At 52.9% G+C, this 17,392-nt stretch carries 16 protein-coding genes; 8 read left to right on the top strand and 8 right to left on the bottom strand.

The window, feature by feature from the left end; translation table 11 throughout:
* Window positions 1-56: 56 nt before the first annotated feature.
* From NDI89_RS09755 to NDI89_RS09730, 6 genes are all read left to right on the top strand, one after another.
* Entirely contained in the window at window positions 57-1,193 is a 1,137-nt protein-coding gene (locus NDI89_RS09755; protein WP_277521357.1) for a DegT/DnrJ/EryC1/StrS family aminotransferase, read from the top strand.
* Window positions 1,194-1,247: 54 nt separating this feature from the next.
* A complete protein-coding gene (locus tag NDI89_RS09750; RefSeq protein ID WP_277521356.1) occupies window positions 1,248-2,273 on the top strand; it encodes an SDR family NAD(P)-dependent oxidoreductase in 1,026 nt (341 codons plus the stop codon).
* 6 nt (window positions 2,274-2,279) lie between these two features.
* Window positions 2,280-2,978 carry an acylneuraminate cytidylyltransferase family protein gene (locus NDI89_RS09745; RefSeq protein ID WP_277521355.1) on the top strand — a complete coding sequence of 233 codons (699 nt, stop codon included), beginning with the start codon at window positions 2,280-2,282 and terminating at the stop codon, window positions 2,976-2,978.
* Window positions 2,979-3,031: 53 nt separating this feature from the next.
* Window positions 3,032-4,195 carry a UDP-N-acetylglucosamine 2-epimerase gene (gene neuC, locus NDI89_RS09740; protein ID WP_277521354.1) on the top strand — a complete coding sequence of 388 codons (1,164 nt, stop codon included), beginning with the start codon at window positions 3,032-3,034 and terminating at the stop codon, window positions 4,193-4,195.
* A 184-nt stretch (window positions 4,196-4,379) separates the two neighbouring features.
* Window positions 4,380-5,327 (top strand): methionyl-tRNA formyltransferase, encoded by a 948-nt coding sequence (locus NDI89_RS09735; protein WP_277521353.1) that lies wholly within the window; start codon window positions 4,380-4,382, stop codon window positions 5,325-5,327.
* Window positions 5,324-5,950 (top strand): acetyltransferase, encoded by a 627-nt coding sequence (locus NDI89_RS09730; RefSeq protein ID WP_277521352.1) that lies wholly within the window; start codon window positions 5,324-5,326, stop codon window positions 5,948-5,950. The genes NDI89_RS09735 and NDI89_RS09730 overlap by 4 nt, the downstream gene beginning before the upstream one ends.
* Before the next feature lie 10 nt (window positions 5,951-5,960).
* On the opposite strand, the gene NDI89_RS09725 is transcribed toward NDI89_RS09730, so the two are convergent.
* The 5 genes from NDI89_RS09725 to NDI89_RS09705 form a co-directional block, all read right to left on the bottom strand.
* Window positions 5,961-6,629 (bottom strand): PIG-L deacetylase family protein, encoded by a 669-nt coding sequence (locus tag NDI89_RS09725; protein ID WP_277521351.1) that lies wholly within the window; start codon window positions 6,627-6,629, stop codon window positions 5,961-5,963.
* Entirely contained in the window at window positions 6,629-7,690 is a 1,062-nt protein-coding gene (neuB, locus tag NDI89_RS09720) for an N-acetylneuraminate synthase (RefSeq protein WP_277521350.1), read from the bottom strand. The genes NDI89_RS09725 and neuB overlap by 1 nt, the downstream gene beginning before the upstream one ends.
* Before the next feature lie 43 nt (window positions 7,691-7,733).
* On the bottom strand, window positions 7,734-9,536 hold the full coding sequence (locus NDI89_RS09715) for an ABC transporter ATP-binding protein (RefSeq protein ID WP_277521349.1): 1,803 nt from the start codon (window positions 9,534-9,536) through the stop codon (window positions 7,734-7,736).
* 840 nt (window positions 9,537-10,376) lie between these two features.
* Window positions 10,377-12,830, bottom strand: a complete 2,454-nt coding sequence (locus NDI89_RS09710; protein ID WP_277521348.1) for an MFS transporter — start codon at window positions 12,828-12,830, stop codon at window positions 10,377-10,379.
* A 398-nt stretch (window positions 12,831-13,228) separates the two neighbouring features.
* Complete coding sequence (locus tag NDI89_RS09705; RefSeq protein ID WP_277521347.1) at window positions 13,229-13,474, bottom strand: helix-turn-helix domain-containing protein; 246 nt, start codon at window positions 13,472-13,474, stop codon at window positions 13,229-13,231.
* Window positions 13,475-13,632: 158 nt separating this feature from the next.
* Between NDI89_RS09705 and NDI89_RS09700 the strand changes: the two genes are divergently transcribed.
* The gene (locus tag NDI89_RS09700; RefSeq protein ID WP_277521346.1) at window positions 13,633-13,983 is read left to right on the top strand and encodes a hypothetical protein; all 351 of its coding nucleotides are present in this window, start codon (window positions 13,633-13,635) and stop codon (window positions 13,981-13,983) included.
* A 99-nt stretch (window positions 13,984-14,082) separates the two neighbouring features.
* Here NDI89_RS09700 and NDI89_RS09695 read toward each other — a convergent pair whose 3' ends face one another.
* The 3 genes from NDI89_RS09695 to NDI89_RS09685 all read right to left on the bottom strand — a co-directional run bounded on the left by NDI89_RS09695 (window position 14,083) and on the right by NDI89_RS09685 (window position 15,180).
* Window positions 14,083-14,523: a M48 family metallopeptidase gene (locus tag NDI89_RS09695; RefSeq protein WP_277521829.1), complete on the bottom strand. Its 441-nt coding sequence runs from the start codon at window positions 14,521-14,523 to the stop codon at window positions 14,083-14,085.
* Entirely contained in the window at window positions 14,517-14,687 is a 171-nt protein-coding gene (locus NDI89_RS09690; protein WP_277521345.1) for a hypothetical protein, read from the bottom strand. Before NDI89_RS09690 ends, NDI89_RS09695 begins: the two co-directional genes overlap by 7 nt.
* Before the next feature lie 370 nt (window positions 14,688-15,057).
* On the bottom strand, window positions 15,058-15,180 hold the full coding sequence (locus NDI89_RS09685) for a hypothetical protein (protein WP_277521344.1): 123 nt from the start codon (window positions 15,178-15,180) through the stop codon (window positions 15,058-15,060).
* Window positions 15,181-16,193: 1,013 nt separating this feature from the next.
* Here NDI89_RS09685 and NDI89_RS09680 point away from each other — a divergent pair.
* Window positions 16,194-17,372 carry a glycosyltransferase family 39 protein gene (locus NDI89_RS09680; protein WP_277521343.1) on the top strand — a complete coding sequence of 393 codons (1,179 nt, stop codon included), beginning with the start codon at window positions 16,194-16,196 and terminating at the stop codon, window positions 17,370-17,372.
* The last annotated feature ends 20 nt before the right edge of the window (window positions 17,373-17,392 follow it).

Raw genomic sequence — 17,392 nt, 5'->3', positions numbered from 1 at the left:
GTGAACAAGACAGCGATACACCCAGTCACTATGACCCCTGAGATCCTCTCTTCAATATGGAGGTAAAACAAGAGCCGATCCCGTTGTTCGAAATCGACTGGGACCAGTCGGATATTTCGAATGCGATCGAGTCAATAACTCGAGGTAGCTATTGGGCAAAGGGTCCGTTTGTCTCTGAATTCGAATCGAGGCTTGAGAAAGTTCTCGACGTAAAGAATGCACTTGTTGTCAATTCTGGAACGACTGCACTCGTAGCTGCTCTCAAGGCACTTGGAATTGGTCGAGGTGACGAAGTGATCGTTCCGTCTTTCACGTTTATCGCAACGGCGAATGCTGTCAGACTTGTTGAGGCCGAGCCAGTGTTTGCAGATATCGAACCGAATACCTACGGTTTAGATCCGAACCATGTCCGCACGCAAATCACCGACGATACCGCGGCAATTCTTCCGGTCCACTGTTACGGGACTAGTTGTCAGATAGACGAGCTTTGTGAGATCGCCGACGAGCACGACCTCAGTCTAGTAGAGGATGCTGCCGAAGCACTTGGCGCAGAGTTTCGTGGACAGAAACTGGGGACATTCGGAGATGTAGCTGCATTGAGCTTTTGTCAAAACAAGATCGTCGCGACCGGCGAAGGGGGAGCAGTCATTACCGACGATGACGACCTCGCTCGACGCGTCCGCCTGTACCGTTCCCACGGTCGTACCTCCGAGAACTACTTCGATAGTTCGACATCTGGTCAGTACATTGACGTAGGGACGAACATCCGAATGGGTGATCTCCCTGCGGCAATTGGGTGTTCGCAAATGGACCGTCTTGATGACCTCATCACCGGTCGTCAACAAGCGGCATCACGGCTCACCGAGAGCTTTAGAGAAATTCAAGGGTTGCAACCACATACACCGATGGAAGAGGCAACTCATGTTTATCAATTGTACACAATCGAACTCGAGAGTAGGATCAATAGATCCAACGTGATAGACACACTCGCAGAACATGAAATCGCCTCCAAGATTTACTGGGACCCAGCCATTCATGAGACCTCGTATTACAGGAAATCCAAAACGAAGATTCCTACTTTACCCGTCACTGAAGATATTTCGCGACGGGTCCTCTCTCTACCGATGCACCCGAACCTATCGCCATATGAAATTGCCAGAATTGTCGATGCAGTCACGGAAGCAGTCCACTAGCTCGAAGAGAGATACTCCGAAAAGGGTTTACTCATATAGTATAGCTAAACGTCTATGACCTCTCTCACTGGAAAGCAGGTTCTCATTACTGGAGGGTGTGGATCTATCGGCTCACACCTTGTTCATGAAGTTCTCTCCGAAGACCCCGAAGTGGTCAGGGTGCTCGACACAAATGAAAAAGGACTATTTGACCTTCAAAAATCTCTCGCAGACGAAGCTCCAGTTCGGTATCTTCTAGGAGATGTACGCGACCAGAATCGACTCAAACTTGCGATGGAAAACATCGATGTCGTCTTTCACGCTGCCGCATTGAAACACGTCACGTTGAATGAGTATAATCCATTCGAGACGGTACAAACGAACGTTGAGGGCACCCAGAACGTAATTCAGGCAGCTCTTGATGAAGAGATCGAATCGTTCGTCGCCGTGAGTACCGACAAAGCGTCGAATCCGACGTCAGTCATGGGAGCAACGAAGTTACTGTCAGAACGGCTCGTCATCGCGGCGAACACTTACAAAGGCGAACGCGAAACACGGTTTGGTTGTGTTCGATTTGGAAACGTGTTGGCATCCAGCGGGTCGGTTGTTCCACTGTTCATGGACCAGATTCGGTCGGGCGGCCCAGTAACGGTGACAAATCCGGAGATGACTCGGTTTATTATGCCAATCAGCGAAGCAGCGGAGCTGGTTCTTGACGCTCACGAACGGATGACGAGCGGAGAAGTGTTCGTTCTAAAGATGCCGGCACTCCAGATCGGAACACTCGCTAGAGCGATGATAGAGGAATATGCACCTAAATACGGCTATAACAACTCAGATATTGAAATCGACATAATCGGAGCGCGTCCAGGGGAACGTGTCCACGAAAAACTGATCTCCACTGATGAAAGTTCAGGAACTAGAGAATTAGACGATATGTTCGTGATCCTTCCCCAAATAGACGCAGCTGGATATGACGCTGTTAATTATACTGACGCTGAACAAGTAAGTGGGGAATACACCTCCGCTGATACGACACTGCTCTCAGAGAATGAAATCATCGACCTCATTGAATCTGTCGAGGGCTTTCCTGAGGAGTGATTGAGGATGGCTCACCAGACTCTCGCTATTATTCCTGCTCGCGGTGGATCGAAACGTGTTCCGCGCAAGAACGTTCGTGAGGTGGCTGGAAAACCACTTATTGCACATACGATCGAGGATGCTTCCTCTGCGAGTCGAATCGATCGTACTATCGTTTCGACCGATGATGAGAAAATAGCGAAGGTGGCCGAGGAGCACGGGGCAGATGTTCCGTTCATTCGACCCGAGGAACTCGCGACTGACACAGCAACGTTATCAGACACCGTTACTCATGCGGTCAACAATTCACAACAAGAGGGACCCAAATATGACCGGATTTGTATACTTCAGGTCACTTCGCCCCTTCGAACTCCAGAAGACATTGATGGAACACTTGCTAAGCTTGACGAGACCGAAGCCGATTCGTGTCTTACTATCTCCGAGTACGTTACACCGCCCCAATGGGCCGTGGCAAGAGGCGAGAACGAGTCGTTATACGAATTCTTCGACTTCGATATACTCTGGACTGACGAGCCAGCTCGAACCCAGGACATACCGGAGTTTTATCATCCAAACGGTGCTGTGTTCGCAACATCTATTGAGGCTTGGGAAACGTACAAATCATTCTACACACCGCACACAGTTGGCTACGAGATGCCGCCAGAACGGTCGTTCGACGTCGATGAACCCTGGGAGCTTGAGCTCGTCCGCTGCCTTCTTGAGTAGCGACCCCAATACTAAGTGAGGGAATTAATATAGACATAAACTACTCATCCTGTATGACTAGCACCCAAAGAAAAGTTCTCGTTTTAACTGGGACAAGAGCTGAGTACGGTCTCCTGCGGTCTTCGATGGAAGCAATACAAAATCACGACAAACTCACTCTTTCTATTGTCGCGACAGGGATGCATCTCTCCCCTCAGCACGGCATGACCGTGGAAGAGATTCGTCAAGACGGATTTTCGGTTGATCGCGAGGTTCTGATGCAACTCTCTGGAGACTCCGGAACCGCGATGGCAAAATCTCTAGGAATTGGGACTGCAAGTCTTGCCGACGCGTTCGAAAGTCTTGATCCTGATATCGTGCTTCTGTTAGGTGACCGCGACGAAGCGCTTGCAGGAGCACTTGCGGCATCTCATATGAACATTCCTGTAGCCCACGTGCATGGTGGAGACTCAATGCATGGCGCAGTGATTGACGATAGTATCAGACATGCGATTACGAAGTTTGCACACATCCACTTCCCAGCCTCGGAACGGAGTGCTCGCCGGATCAAAAAACTTGGCGAAGAGGAGTGGTGTATAACGGTTGCGGGCGCGCCGGGATTAGACGACATACTTACCGGGAGGTACAAACAACCCGAAGCGGTCTATGAGCAATACGATCTTGAAACCGACCGAAAACTGGTTCTTGTCGTTCAGCATCCAGTGACGACACAGTCAAATCAAGCGGGTGAACAGATGGCATCAACCCTTGATGCCGTTGAGTCGGTTGACGCACAGGTCGTCTTGATTTATCCCAACTCCGATGCTGGCGGTGATCGGATGATCGCCGAGATTGAATCACGGACCCTCGGTACGGACGTGTTGACGTTCCAGAGCCTTCCACGACGGGATTTTCTTGGAATTATGGCTGCCGCGGACGCGATGGTTGGTAACTCCTCCAGCGGTATTATCGAATCGCCGTCGTTTGACTTGCCGGTCGTAGATATCGGACCTCGGCAGGACGGTCGCGAGCGATCAGAAAACACCGTATCGGTGCCGCATGAGACCGACGAGATACGAGAGGCAGTCAAGTATTGCCTAACCGACGAAATATTCCGCAAACAAGTTATAAACTGTGAGAACCCTTACGACTACGGCGGCTCAGGGACCAGAATATGCGAACGACTTGCCGACATCCAGATTGACGATTCGCTTCTCAGGAAGCGTCTGACCTACTGATACCTCTGCAGGTTTTAATTGACAGAAATCATATCATGTGTTATTCTTTAGCCACACCTAAGTTATACCCAATAGTATGATGGGTTTACCGCGTATTGCGGTGACTAACTCAACTGGCTGCGTGTCAGGGGACATTCCACTATATTTCACTATACCTTTAGTAGGAGGCCGCACTATAGAGAATATGCGAATCGTCTTCGTGACACACAACAAGTTGGGATTAGCATGTTTGGAAGAATTAGCCAAACTCGGTGCCAACATTAAGACGGTGTACACACAACCCCAACGAGAGGAACTCTCTGATCAGATCAATTTCAAGTCCTTTACCAATGAACACGGTATCCCACTCCACCGAGTGGAAACGGTAAACGACCCAAAAACGGTCGAGGAGATCAAATCTTACGAGCCCGACCTGCTATTCGTCGTCGGGTGGTCGCGACTCGTTGATACTGAGGTGCTTGCAATCCCTTCAGTCACAGCGTTAGGAATGCATCCGGCACCGCTCCCACGAGGTCGTGGGCGGGCTCCGATCGCTTGGTCAATCATTAAAGGATTGGATACTACAGCACTGTCGTTCTTCCATCTTGTTGAGGAGGCGGATGCGGGTGACATTGTCGGACAAGAACCGATTCCGATTGAAACCGAAGACGATGCCACGACCCTATATGAGAAAGTCATTGACGCTGGGCGGGAACTAATAAGAAAATACTATCCCAAGTTCACGGCAGGCGAGGTACCGCGGACGCCACAAAATAAAGAGGCGGCTACTTGGTGGCCGAAAAGAGACCCGCAGCAAGGGCTGATCGACTGGACCAGACCACCCGAGGAACTATACAATTGGATTAGGGGACTGACCCGGCCATATCCGGGAGCCTTTTCTTATTTAGAGGGGCAAAAAATCACGATTTGGTCAGCTAACCCGCCATCGGGGGATCGCAGTTTTGTCCGTCCTGGTGAAATCGCGTATTGTGAGGGTGGCGCACTGGGCGTCGGTGCTTGGGAGGGGATCATCGAACTTACTGAACTGGAAATCTCAGACCGAGGCCCTATGTCCCCTGAAGCACTCCTCTCAAACACTGATTTCGAAGTTGGAGATAGTTTTACTAACATCCGTAACCGACTCAATAAATGAGTATGAAAGTGATTTATTGCGCCGGGGAGCAGGGGCGAGTTGTGTTAGATATACTCCATTCAACTGGCAATTATGAGGAAGTTGTCTTCGCTGACGACGAAGAACGATTGCATGGCACAGAAATTAATCAAACAGAAGTCATTGGAGGACTGGACGCAGTAGCAGAAATGGGTCGTGACGCGCAGGTTCTCGTTGCTTTTGGTGACCAGCAGACGACTCGTATAAAACTCGCTGAAAAACTTGCCGCCGAAGGATTTGGCTTTTTCAATGCAGTTCATGAGTCTGCGACGGTCTCGGACACAGCTAGTATTGGTACTGGAACTATGATCAATGGTCAGTCCTATGTTGGACCTAGTAGCGAACTCAACGATCACGTTCTCGTCGACAGCTGTGTCAGTATATCACACGATTCGAAAGTGAAAAAAGGAGGTACAGTCACACCGGGAGTAACGCTGGCTGGCGGAGTTGAACTGGGATCGGATGTCTACGTCGGTCCCGGAGCGACGGTACTTGAAGAAGTGACTGTAGGAAAGGGTGCAATAATCGGAGCAGGGTCAGTTGTAACAGAAGATATCCCAGCAGAGACTACTGTTATTGGCTCACCTGCGAAACCTCTCAAATAGTATCAGTGCGTTATCGGTACATCCGAAGCACATCGAATGCTTCGGCGAACTCGAAGCCACTACTTGCCCCGCGTGCACGTGCGATCGCGCGAAGCGCCTCTGGAGAACGTGGATGAGGATACTCCCGGATCTCAGTTTTATAAGCGTTGAAAGCATCAATTTTGCACTCTATCTGGTCAGAAATATCGACGAACATATTGGGTTCAAACCCGTCTAAATCCGGAGAGAAATCCGTTGATGATGGTGTCTCATATGAGAGAACCGTCGAAACGCCTGAACCTGGTCGGGTCGCGACTAGCGTTGAGTCGTGAACGGCGACGTGATCTCGGTTGACTTCGCGCCGTGAGTGCGTGTAGACAACATCTGGATTGATGTCTGCACAAACCGACTCAATAGTTTCGTTGATATCGACATGGGCAATATCGCTTAGTCTCATGTCGGGCAATCCGCCAAAGTGGACTGCTGACGCCCCAAGCCGGTCAGCACAAGTGTGTGCATGTTCGCGTTTCTCCACAATCAAATCGGGGTCGTCGTACTGCTGTGTGGAGCCCTCCGAGACAATAAGGATGTGTACATCATCATCTGCATTGCTGTGCTTCGCAATTGCTCCACCGGCCCCAAGCACTTCGTCATCGGGATGTGCACCAATGACTAGTACCGTGTTATCGTTCCCGAACATTAGTCATCCTCCTTCGATTCGATGTCGATATTTGCAGTAGTAAGCGGGTCACCAGCGTCAATTACATCTGTTGTTCGTCGTCCGAGAACTGAGTCATACTGCTGCGGGGATAGACCTACCGCTGGGCGCATTATGTCGATGTGAGCCTTGGTGATCCGCGTGTCAGCCGGGATATCTGTAGCAGCGTACAACCCCTTACGGATCTGCTCAAGATTTTCCAGTTCGTTAGCGGTCGGTTCCTTAGTTGGACCCCCTCGGGCAGCCGAGGCCTGCTTAACCAGAGCAACAGCGCGGCAAAGTTCATCGGGCTCGAGTGACGCTTCGTGATCTGGACCGGGAAGTGTCGAATCAACAGTGAAATGTTTCTCCACAATACACGCGCCGGCAGCGACAGCCAACGCAGTAGTTTCCGGCATCGTTGTGTGATCAGAGAACCCGACCGGTAATGGAAACTCTTCACTCATCGTTTCCATCGCACGGAGATTTACGTCCGTAATCGGTGTTGGATACGCTGAGGTACAGTGAAGAAACGATATGTCTATATCAGAACTGACCGACCTGACCGCATTATGCGCCTTTCGTACTTCACTCATCGTTCCCATTCCCGTACTCACAACCATTGGCAAACCATACTCTGCAATGTGAGTCAAGAGTGGGTGGTTATCCAGTTCACCGGATCCAATTTTGAACGCACTAACACCGAGATCAGCTAGCATGTCTGCACTCTCTGGATCGAAGGGTGTAGAGAGAAACGTAATATCTTGCTCGGAGCAGTAGTCGAATAATTTTCTGTGTTTTGCTCTGTCAATCTCGTATTGTTTTAACATCTCGTGCTGATCCGTTTCGCCGGTAGCTGATTCTTGATACCTCGCAGTTGACGCATCTGGAGTTACCAGCCGATCTGCGCTAAACGTCTGGAACTTCACTGCATCTGCTCCAGCATCCGCTGCGACATCGATCAATTTCTTGGCCCTGTCTAGTGAGCCGTTGTGGTTGACTCCGGCTTCAGCAATAAAAAACGGATCATGATTGGAGCCGATACAAGTTCCATCAATCTTCATGGACTACCTATATGATGGAGGTATTTAGAATTCTTTCTCTCTATCATCGAGATTGAATCGCGTACAAATCGGAATACTGCCCCCCGTCATCGATCAGCTCACCGTGCGTTCCCGTCTCGACGATTTTACCCTCATCGACAGTATAGATCCGATCTGCATTTTCGACAGTCGACAGTCGGTGAGCGATCGCGATCATTGCGTAATCGCGATCCATGTCCTCGATCGCAGCCTGCACTTCCTGCTCGAGGTTCGAGTCCAGATCGCTCGTTGCCTCATCCAAGACCAACAGATCAGCATCTTGCAATAGTGCCCGGGCAAGCGCGACACGTTGCTTTTGTCCGCCAGAGAGACGGGTCCCATCGTCACCGAGCTTCGTCTCGTAGCCGTCCGGCAAGTGGTCGAAGAACTCGTCGACTTTCGAAATCTCACAGGCACGATCCAGTTCCGCTTGCGTCACGTCCCGGTTCCCAATCGTGAGGTTGTACTCGAGGGTGTCGTTAAAAATAAACGGATTCTGTCGAACGACAGCGATCCGTTCACGCCATTCATCGATATCCATCTCATCGATCGGAACATCGTTCGCCCTGATCTCGCCATCGTCGAGTTCGTAGAGCCGCGCCAACACAGAGACGATTGTCGATTTACCGGCCCCCGACTGGCCGACGAAGGCGACGAACTCTCCTTTTTTAACCTCGAAGTCAATCCCGTTCAAAATCTCCTCCTCTTCATCGTAGGAGAAGTGGACGTTATCGAACTCAACGTGGTCGACAACGTCGGGTACGTCTCGAGTGGGGTCGTTCGGCTCTTCTCGAGACTCAAGGTCGTCGATAAATTCTTGTGTCCGAACCAGGTGCGGGAGATCGTTTTCAACATTGTAGAGTAGACTGTTTATTTGGCTTACTTTCGGCCCCAGCTGGAACATCGCAAAGAGGAACATACCGAGGGAACTGATCGAGAGATTCGCGAACGTCAATGCGAGATAAATAAGCACGAATACCGAGACAGCGACGCCGAGATTGTAGAAATTATTGATCGCGGCCTCGTTGCGTCGAAGCGTAATTCGTGCACTAGTGAACTGGTCGATCGCGTCGAGAAAATCCTGTCGAAGCTCGTCCGCTAATCCGAAGATACGGACGTCTCGAATTCCCTGTGTTCCCGCTTGTGCGGCCTCTTGGCGCTGTTCGTTGGCGTCGGCAACGATATCCCCGACTTCGTAACCTGGTTCCACGACGCGACGAAGGAAGACTGTTAAAAATCCGAGCACACCTCCTGCAAAGATGGTGAGGAAGGGTGAGATTATGAAGGCGATCAGTAGGTATATCACCGAGAGAAAGACATTCTCGAAGAGTTGTACGACACGCTGAATGACCCGGCCCGCATAGTTGGTCTGTGTGACGATTGCATTCAGAATATCGTCAGATCCCTCCTCGTCGAAGTAGGCGACACGCGCGTCAAGTGCGCTATCGTATGCCCGAATCTGGAGGTCGCGAATGTAGTAGGTTCGGAGGGCCTCACGGAACCAGGCAACGACGAAACTCGTTGTATATCGAACCGTCATGACGGTTGCAACACCAACGACAACGTAACCGAGTGTGAACGGAATCCCGAGAAGATCGTAGGCAGTCACGAACACACGCATTAGCCCCTCTGCTTCAGTTGTGGGATCGTCCAGTTGGACGATCTCAATAATTGGTACAATGAAACTCAACCCGACTCCCTCGAGGACTGCTGCAGCAAGACCCAAAACAACGATCAGAACGGTGAATTTCGGATTGAACCGTGCGACATCGAGCAATGCATCGATCTTTTCTCGCCGCGAGACATCTTCAGATTCAGTAGAGGACATATCGATAGCTGACTACACGATACTCGCCAACAGACTGTTATAATCTCGTCGGTACGAGAATTGTTGAACGCTTAGGGAAGCGTTCCCTGGTGTGATTTAGTACCATCACTTCTGACTGCTAATAGAATTATGTGATGAGATACGAACAGGATTTCCTGGCTTGTTGGAACTGGCCAATCAAACAACCGCCGGTGGGACTGAAAAAGGCGACTGGCTCGATCTGTGAGACGACCCAAGCACCGCAACGGAGTGAGATGCGAAGCCAGCGAGGGGTCGAAGATCCCTCGAACAGTCGGCGCGAAGCGCCGACGACTTCGAGCCAGACGGGGCTTTCTGGAGTGTAATCGACACGAGGAACCTACCAGTAAGACCAACTCTATCGATCGTCCTCAAGCCCACTGGCATCGAGCTCACCGTCAAGATACGCATTACCTGACTCGGTGAGAACATAGAACCCTCGAGATGGACGATCAACTAGCCCGTACGAAGCGAGCATCCGACATCGAGTACCGATGTAGTCGTTGTTCCGCTCGATTTCGTCCGCAATAGATTTCGGTGTGCCAGCACCGTGGGTTTCGAGATACTCGAGGATCTCATCGTCGGCCCGCGTCATCCACTCGGCTCGCTTTCGCATCTGTAGAGCACTGCTGAAGGGAGTTGCATCAAAGCATGCTATAGCACATTTTCAACCACCTATTCCATCACTATAGATATGCGAAGCATAGTTTTATGCTAGATGAAATTATAATATCGTTCTGCGGGACGGAAAACGGATCCAAGAACAAGGACCTTCTCGAGTTGTGGATCGCTGGCAACAGTGAGTGTAACCTCCGTGGACCATTACTCTTCGAGCGCCACCGACTGCCCGTTCAACACGTCCGCCTCCTCCACGGTCGCCGTCCGATCGCCGACCGTGTACTCGCCGGCGTAGGGGACCCTGACCGTGGCTCGGCCGTTGGCGCCCACCGCAACCACCCGCTCGTAGGTGAACGTCTCACCCGACACGGACACCTCGGTGGTGACGGTGACGTTCTCTCCAGCCGATCCACGTACCGGGACTTTCGCCCCGGGAACCACTGCGAACGCCACCGCATCGTCCGCGATCGAAATCGCCTGATAGTGTGCGAGGCCGTCAGTTCCGTTCCCGCCTGCGCCGTACTCCTCGAGCAACAGGGCCTGCGCGCTGTCGGCGGGGACGTCTCCCTCGGTGGCGGTTACGACGACGTATCCCCTTCGATTGCCGAGTTTGTTATACCAGCCGTCCGGCTCGGTACTCGTCCGGAACTCGTCGTAATTGCTCTGCGCATATCCATACCTCCGGGATTCACCGTTCACCAAGTGATTGTACATCCGATTGTCGCCCCACTCGCTGAGCACGTAGTTCCCGGGATAGCTCCGGTTCGCCGATTCGTTGTGGTCGTCGATCGCACTCACTGCCTGGACCTGTCCATCACTGTAGGTCGTGTCAGCCGTCAATCCGGGCACGTAGATGAGACTCAGCCCGAATACGAGGAGCCCGACCCCGAGCACGTAGCCGACTTTTCGGCCGTCAGGGATCGAAATCGCGGGCTCGAGGTTCCCGCCACCGTCTGTCGCAACCGACGCACCACCTCGAGACCCACCCTCGAGGGACGACTCCGAGTCACGGAACGGAACCGGCGTCCGGGCCAGATCGACGACTGCGAGCAAATGCACCAGCCCGAATCCGGTGAGGACGGCCAGCGGGATCGCGAGCTGACCGGCGAAGCGGACCTGAATCCCGGCCAGCACGAGCAGATACCCGGTATACGTCCCGACGAGCAACCAGCCGGGTTCGTACCGACGGAACGCGACCCACGCGACCCAGCCGAGCACAACGAGCCCGAGATAGAATCCCATCCCGAGCTGGTACATCGGCCCGAAGAAGACGGCGTACTCCGTAGCGAACAGCGAGGCCGTCTCGGTGGCCCCTTCGCGGAAAAACAGGTCGTCGACGCGGGTCATCGCTTCCGCCCAGTCCTCTGGCTGGAGCCGCTGGAAGGCGTAGAGACCGCCGGCTCCAACGAGGGCTTCGAGCGCGAGCAACCCACCGAGATGAGCGTCGAGCCGCCGCCACAGTTCGCCGAGCGCGACCACGGCGATCGACCCGCCGAGTACAAGCGCCGGCGTGGTCGAAACGAACTCGGCGTGCCAGCCCCAGCGGTGGTGGAGGGCCAGCGAGAGCGCACTCCCGAGTACCAGACCAGCGAGCAGCGGCAGATTCGCACGCGCCGGCGAGACGCCAGCTCGAGCGTCCACCGCAACCCGGAGCGCGACGTACGCCGCGAGCGGGATCAGCAACAACGGCGAGCCGCCCCAACTGTGTATTCCGGCCGCGACTGAGAGGCCGAAGACGACGGCGACTGCCCACGTTGCAGACGACTGGAGGTGTTCCCGAACGGCTGCGGCCTCGCTCAGTCCACCCTCGAGTCGCCGCTGTAAATCGACGGCGAGCCACGTCAGCGTCAGGAGCGTGATCCCGAGCCAGAGGTACTGGTGGAGCTGATGATCGATGAATCCGAGCCCGGTGTAGACGGCGTGAATCGGCGTCACTGCGAAGACGAGGACCGACGCGATCCCGACGCGAACGTCTCGAGTGAGCAAGACGGTACACTTGTAGACGACAACGCCGAGTACGACCGAGGCGACGACTGGGAGCCACGCCGCGACCGTATCGGCGGCGGCCTGCCCGCCCCCGAGGAGTTCGGCGAGGAACCAATTGGTCGCGTGTGCGAGCGGTCGCGTCCCGAAGAGCCCACCCGACGACTCCGTGAGAACACCGACGTCCGTCGGTCCCGACGATTTCGCGAGCAGGTCTTCCATCCAGTACCGGAAGTAGTAGGGATCGTTCCCCGGAGAGACCACGTAGCCCTGCTGGAACACCGACCGAAAGGCCGTCATCCGAGCCGCTGCGACTACCAGTAGGGCTCCCAGAAGTGCCGTGAAAGTCCGGAGATCGACGCCGTTCCAGAACTGATCGAAATCGATCGCGGGCCCGGTATCGTCCACGGGGGCCTCGAGATCCTCGCCTGTTAGCACCGATTCGACGACTGCTGGCTCCGCGACCTGATACGCACCGTCGACCTTCGTGACGATGCCACGCGAGACGAGTTCCCCGAACGTTCCCGAATCGAGATCGACGTCGTCGAAGGTCCATGTCTTATGTTCAGCGTCAACCTCCAAGACGACCTCGAGCACGCAGTCGCCGTCATCCCGTTCCTCAAGGAACAATGTCGTCGCGTCTGCGATATCGCCCGAGTCGCCGTCAGTAGACATCGTCCGTCACGTAAGTGCAGGGAATTATCATGCTTTCGTTCCGAACAGGTAATCACCCTGCAAACCACATTTTGTCTGTGATCTATGAATCAGTATTTCCTATAGATCACGATGTATTTCCTTCATAATTGGTCCTGTGGAGTCGTCTTCTGTTTAGACAGATATAGAAAGTGAAAATACAAATTGCTTTGTTAACACAACTACATTATAGGGAATACATCGACTGCGATATTGATCACCAGCTCCTGTCAGATGAGGCGGCTGGCGAGAATCCAGTGAAAGACCTCCTGGTTCACCTACTGTGCCTAGCACTTTCAGTTCAATAGGACTTCTTGATTCCAGCGCGTCGCTGAGACTATTTTTGTACTACCGTTTAACGGGATCAAATTCGTCGACCCTTACTCTACTTCTTCGCGTGGATCGTCCACGAGTTCATAGAGTCCCTCATACACTTTGACCGCGTTGCCGTGTTCCACGAGCCGGCCGAGACGGTCACGAACATACTGCAAGCTATATCCAGTCTCTTCAGCGACAAAAGGCGCAGTGACACGCCCCTCATTCAGCATATCAAGCAACTTCTCGTCGGCCGGCCCGAGATCTTCTTCGTCAAGCATTGAATCTCGGTTGGTAGTTATCACGCTCATGTCTAAATGGACGATGGCCTTGTATTTGACCCTTACTCCACAAACCATAGGTCCTAAGGGTTAAGTGGTGGCGGCACATACTGTCGAATGAGCACGGGACGCCTCAGAGAATCTGAGGCCGGTGTTACAGCACCGACCCCGTGCTGGAGCAACCAGCAATGTCAACTACGACTACTACACACGAAACGATTTCGGATGCACAACAGGACGACATCGTCCTCAAGCAATCAGGAAGCTACTACGTCTATCTCGGAACAGACGGCAAGGGATACCACCATCATGTCGATGAGGCCACGAACACCGTCTACGTGACACCAGGCCACGCTGAGCGATTCCTTCCCGACAATGCAGGACTGTACTGGTTTCGCGTTCGCGGTGACCTCGATCACATAGAAGACATCGAGCAAGACAAGGACCGCAAAATGGAATCTCGAGCCCATATAAAGAGCGACCGATCGGAGTTGGTGGCCGGCGTGATCGTCACGACGATCGTCCCGGCTCGGGGTTGATTTTGCACACCCCGACTCGAAATCGGTGTGCAAAATCCGGGATCAGATTTTGTCGACGTTCGACCCCTGGAGGACATGGGACAGAGCAGATTGCAACCCTTAGAGATCTTCGTGAGAGAAGATGAGTTTGGTACTGCTCTCTTCCAGCCACTCGGCATGTTCTTCGTAGCTGGGGTCATGTTCAGCGACGAATGACCAGAATGCGCTTGTATGACTCTGTTCCCGCAGGTGAGCGAGTTCGTGGATAACGATGTAGTCAATCACATCTGGTGGGGCCATCATCAGCCGACAATTGAGACCGAGTGCCCCCGTCGTTGAGCAACTGCCCCGTTTGGTGCGTTGATTTCGAACCTCGATTTCCTCGTACTCGATGTCCATCTCAGCCACATAATGGTCCGCTTGTTCCTCGAATATCTGGCGGGCTTTCCGTTGATAGAGTGTCTCGAGACCGCGCTTCACCGACGTTTGCTCGACATGATGCTCGGCAAGGCAGAACCCGCCGTCAGTAACTTCTGAGCTGGGTCGCTGTTCGACTACGATTTCATGAGGTCGTCCATATAAGGAAACGTCTCCCCGACTTCGAAGCGACGGTCAGGAACCTGCTCACGATACCTTTCGTATTTCTGTTTCTTCTCGAGGACCCATGCTGCGTTCTCGACGGGTAGCGTTTCGGGATTGTCCGACGAATCGTCTGGAAGCACCACCCTCACACCACGGATATCGACGTCGATCCGCGGCTCGGTAGCTTCCTTACTCCGGCAGACCTCATAGCTAACTGAATCATCGAGCAGGTCGACTTCGCCGGTAAGCGTTTCAGCATGATTTTCGAGCAGATAGCCACGGACGGCGTCGATGAACTGATCATCATCGCTAATCAGTACGCCAAGATCATACTCGACGACCAGAGTGTCCAGTAGAATACGCTCGATCTCACTGACAGTGCGCTGGTTCGTTTTCCACCCCAGGTAGTCACGATCGACTCGTTCGTCAAACGCTTCAACGATGTCCTCGGCGTTTCGATAGTGTCGGGAGTTTCCTCGGTCAAGTGTGTGTAGATGGCGAACTCAGCCTTGTTCATCCCCGCTCTTCAGTCTCACTTTCGACTTGGAGGAGGTCCTCTTTGGCTCGCTTGAGGGCCTCGAGCGCCTCTGGATCGGTTCGATTGCCCTGTTGCCAATCTTCGACAATATCAGTCACATGCTCGCTCAGGCGTTTGCACCTGGGGTTCTGATCCATCAGCCGGTGGGGTGATCCTGTGTCGCATGAGCGACCTGTGAGGCCTTCACGACGGGTTTTCGACCCCATCGACGTCTTCCAGATATTCTTCACCGAGCCTATAGGTGGGGAAAATCTCGTTTTATCTCGCCAATGTCGACGTGTTCTGCGAGGATATTGCGAGTCTTCTCGCGCATCTGTTCTTCGGGATCGTCCGTACCGCCAGACGTGCACTTGAATCCGACGTGAATCCGACTCAGCCGCTTGTACTCGTTCTGTATCCCCTCGGTGATGAACCGGCCGTCGGGAGCCACCGACTCGTAGAGGTTTTGCAGACGGCCGAAATGCTGCTTGAACTCACGGCGTTCCGGGTGAGTGCTGATACGCTCAATTGCCTCACTGGTAGCATGGGAATTGCCGCTCGCCCTGGTTATCCAGATTATTGTGTTATCGTATGTCTTATCCGATTGGCATCAACTACGAGAAGCCTCACAATTTCTCGTTCTGACTGTCTTCTAGTATATACCCGCGACTGACCGGTGGCAGTCTCAACTGGAGGAGATTAGAATTCGGATGGGTGATGACCTGATAGAAACAACAAGTATAATTATATAAGTTGTCCGGTTAGTATTTGAGGAATCGCCGCTGTTGATTGAGAGTTTTCATTGGACTTGGGCTTTTTATTTGCAATCTTCTCTTGTTGATGATTATGCGAACCTTGTTGAGGAGTCTGGTCTGTAAGAGCAAGCCCAGGGGATCTCCTGATGTTTGACCAAAAATAGCAGACTTGATCAGACAGGCGGCAAAGTAACCGTTCTCTGAGAGCGCTGTCTCATAGCTACACTCCAGATAGAGTGTCAGATAGGACGTTTCAAGCTAAGCATCGGTCAACTCTCAAGCATTGATATCCAAAAGTATAAAATAAATATCACCTCAGAGTGAGGTGCGACTATTCAGCCGAAGTTATAAATAGCACATCGCAAAAAGCAAATGTAGTGGTGGAACCCATTCGAAACCGATACGTATCAACTATCATAGCCCATGCTAGTGTTTTTATCATCGCACTCGTGATTAATCTCGTCCATTGGCTCGTTCCATCTATAAGAAACGGGTCGTTAGTATACTTTACACCACCGGACACCTCAAAATATCTGAGCATTTGCCAGACCGGTCCGGAGCACTTGGGTACACTGATCTATAAAATCGGGTTTCTGGTGCCGTTTTGTCTAACCGAAATACTCCCGGGTCATGTCGGGCCGGCGTGGGTTGCTGTCCAAATTCTGCTGGTGTCACTCGCCTCGGTATTGGTGTTCGATACAGCACGGCGAGTCTTTGACTTGCGGACGGCACTCGTAGCTGGACTGTCGTTTGCACTGCTGTATGATACGTTTCGATGGACGCGGACGGTCCTGTCTGATATCCTGTTCGTATTCATCCTTACGCTAGCTCTGTGGGCGCTTGTACGGTTCCAGCAGAACCCGACACGACGCACTCGACTGGCCGTCTACGGAGCGTGTCTTTGGCTCGCAGTAACGCGCCCGTTCGGTGCGCCGATTGTCGCCGGTTGGTTGTTGTACGATATGGTTTCGTTCGGCCGTTACGAGCGGTTCGATCTCGTCCCGAGTCGGCGTCTCAGTGTTGGCCTGTTTTTGCTGCTCGGTGCCGTCGTCCTGTTGAGTGTCGAAAACTGGTTCCCACTTGTCCGGGGACTGTACGCGCAAGGAGCGGTGTTCAGCCCCCCACAAAACGCTCCCTATCCAATTCAGCATGAGTACGCCGTCGTGGAGTCGTCGTCCAGTCTCATGTTTATTCTACGGAATTTCGAACATATAGTCATCATCACGTTCCTCCGAGTTGGTGCATTCTTTATTCCAGTTATAGAGGGTGCCTTCCAGAGTGAGTGGAAAGTCTGGAACACGATGTGGCTGACGGTGTTGCTCGTCGGCAGCGTGGTCGGTTGTCTCCGTCTCTACCGACAGCGAATCGTGTTGTTCCAGATGTGGGTGACGCCGCTCGTAATGATCGTAGCAGTCTGTGCGGTGACGTTCGTTGATGCCAGCTTCAGATACCGAGCACCGGCCGGGCCGGTGTTTGCGTTATTGTTCAGTTACAGCGTCAGCGGCGAACAACTGGCCGCGGTGGCAAACCGTCTCCCAGGAGTCGAGACGGACTAACGCCGAGATTTACGCTGCCT

Source organism: Natrinema salsiterrestre (assembly GCF_029502005.1).
In the GTDB taxonomy this organism is placed as follows: Archaea; Halobacteriota; Halobacteria; order Halobacteriales; family Natrialbaceae; genus Natrinema; species Natrinema salsiterrestre.
Note: the sequence above shows the minus strand (reverse complement) of the source record. Positions and strands in the feature narration are given on the sequence as shown.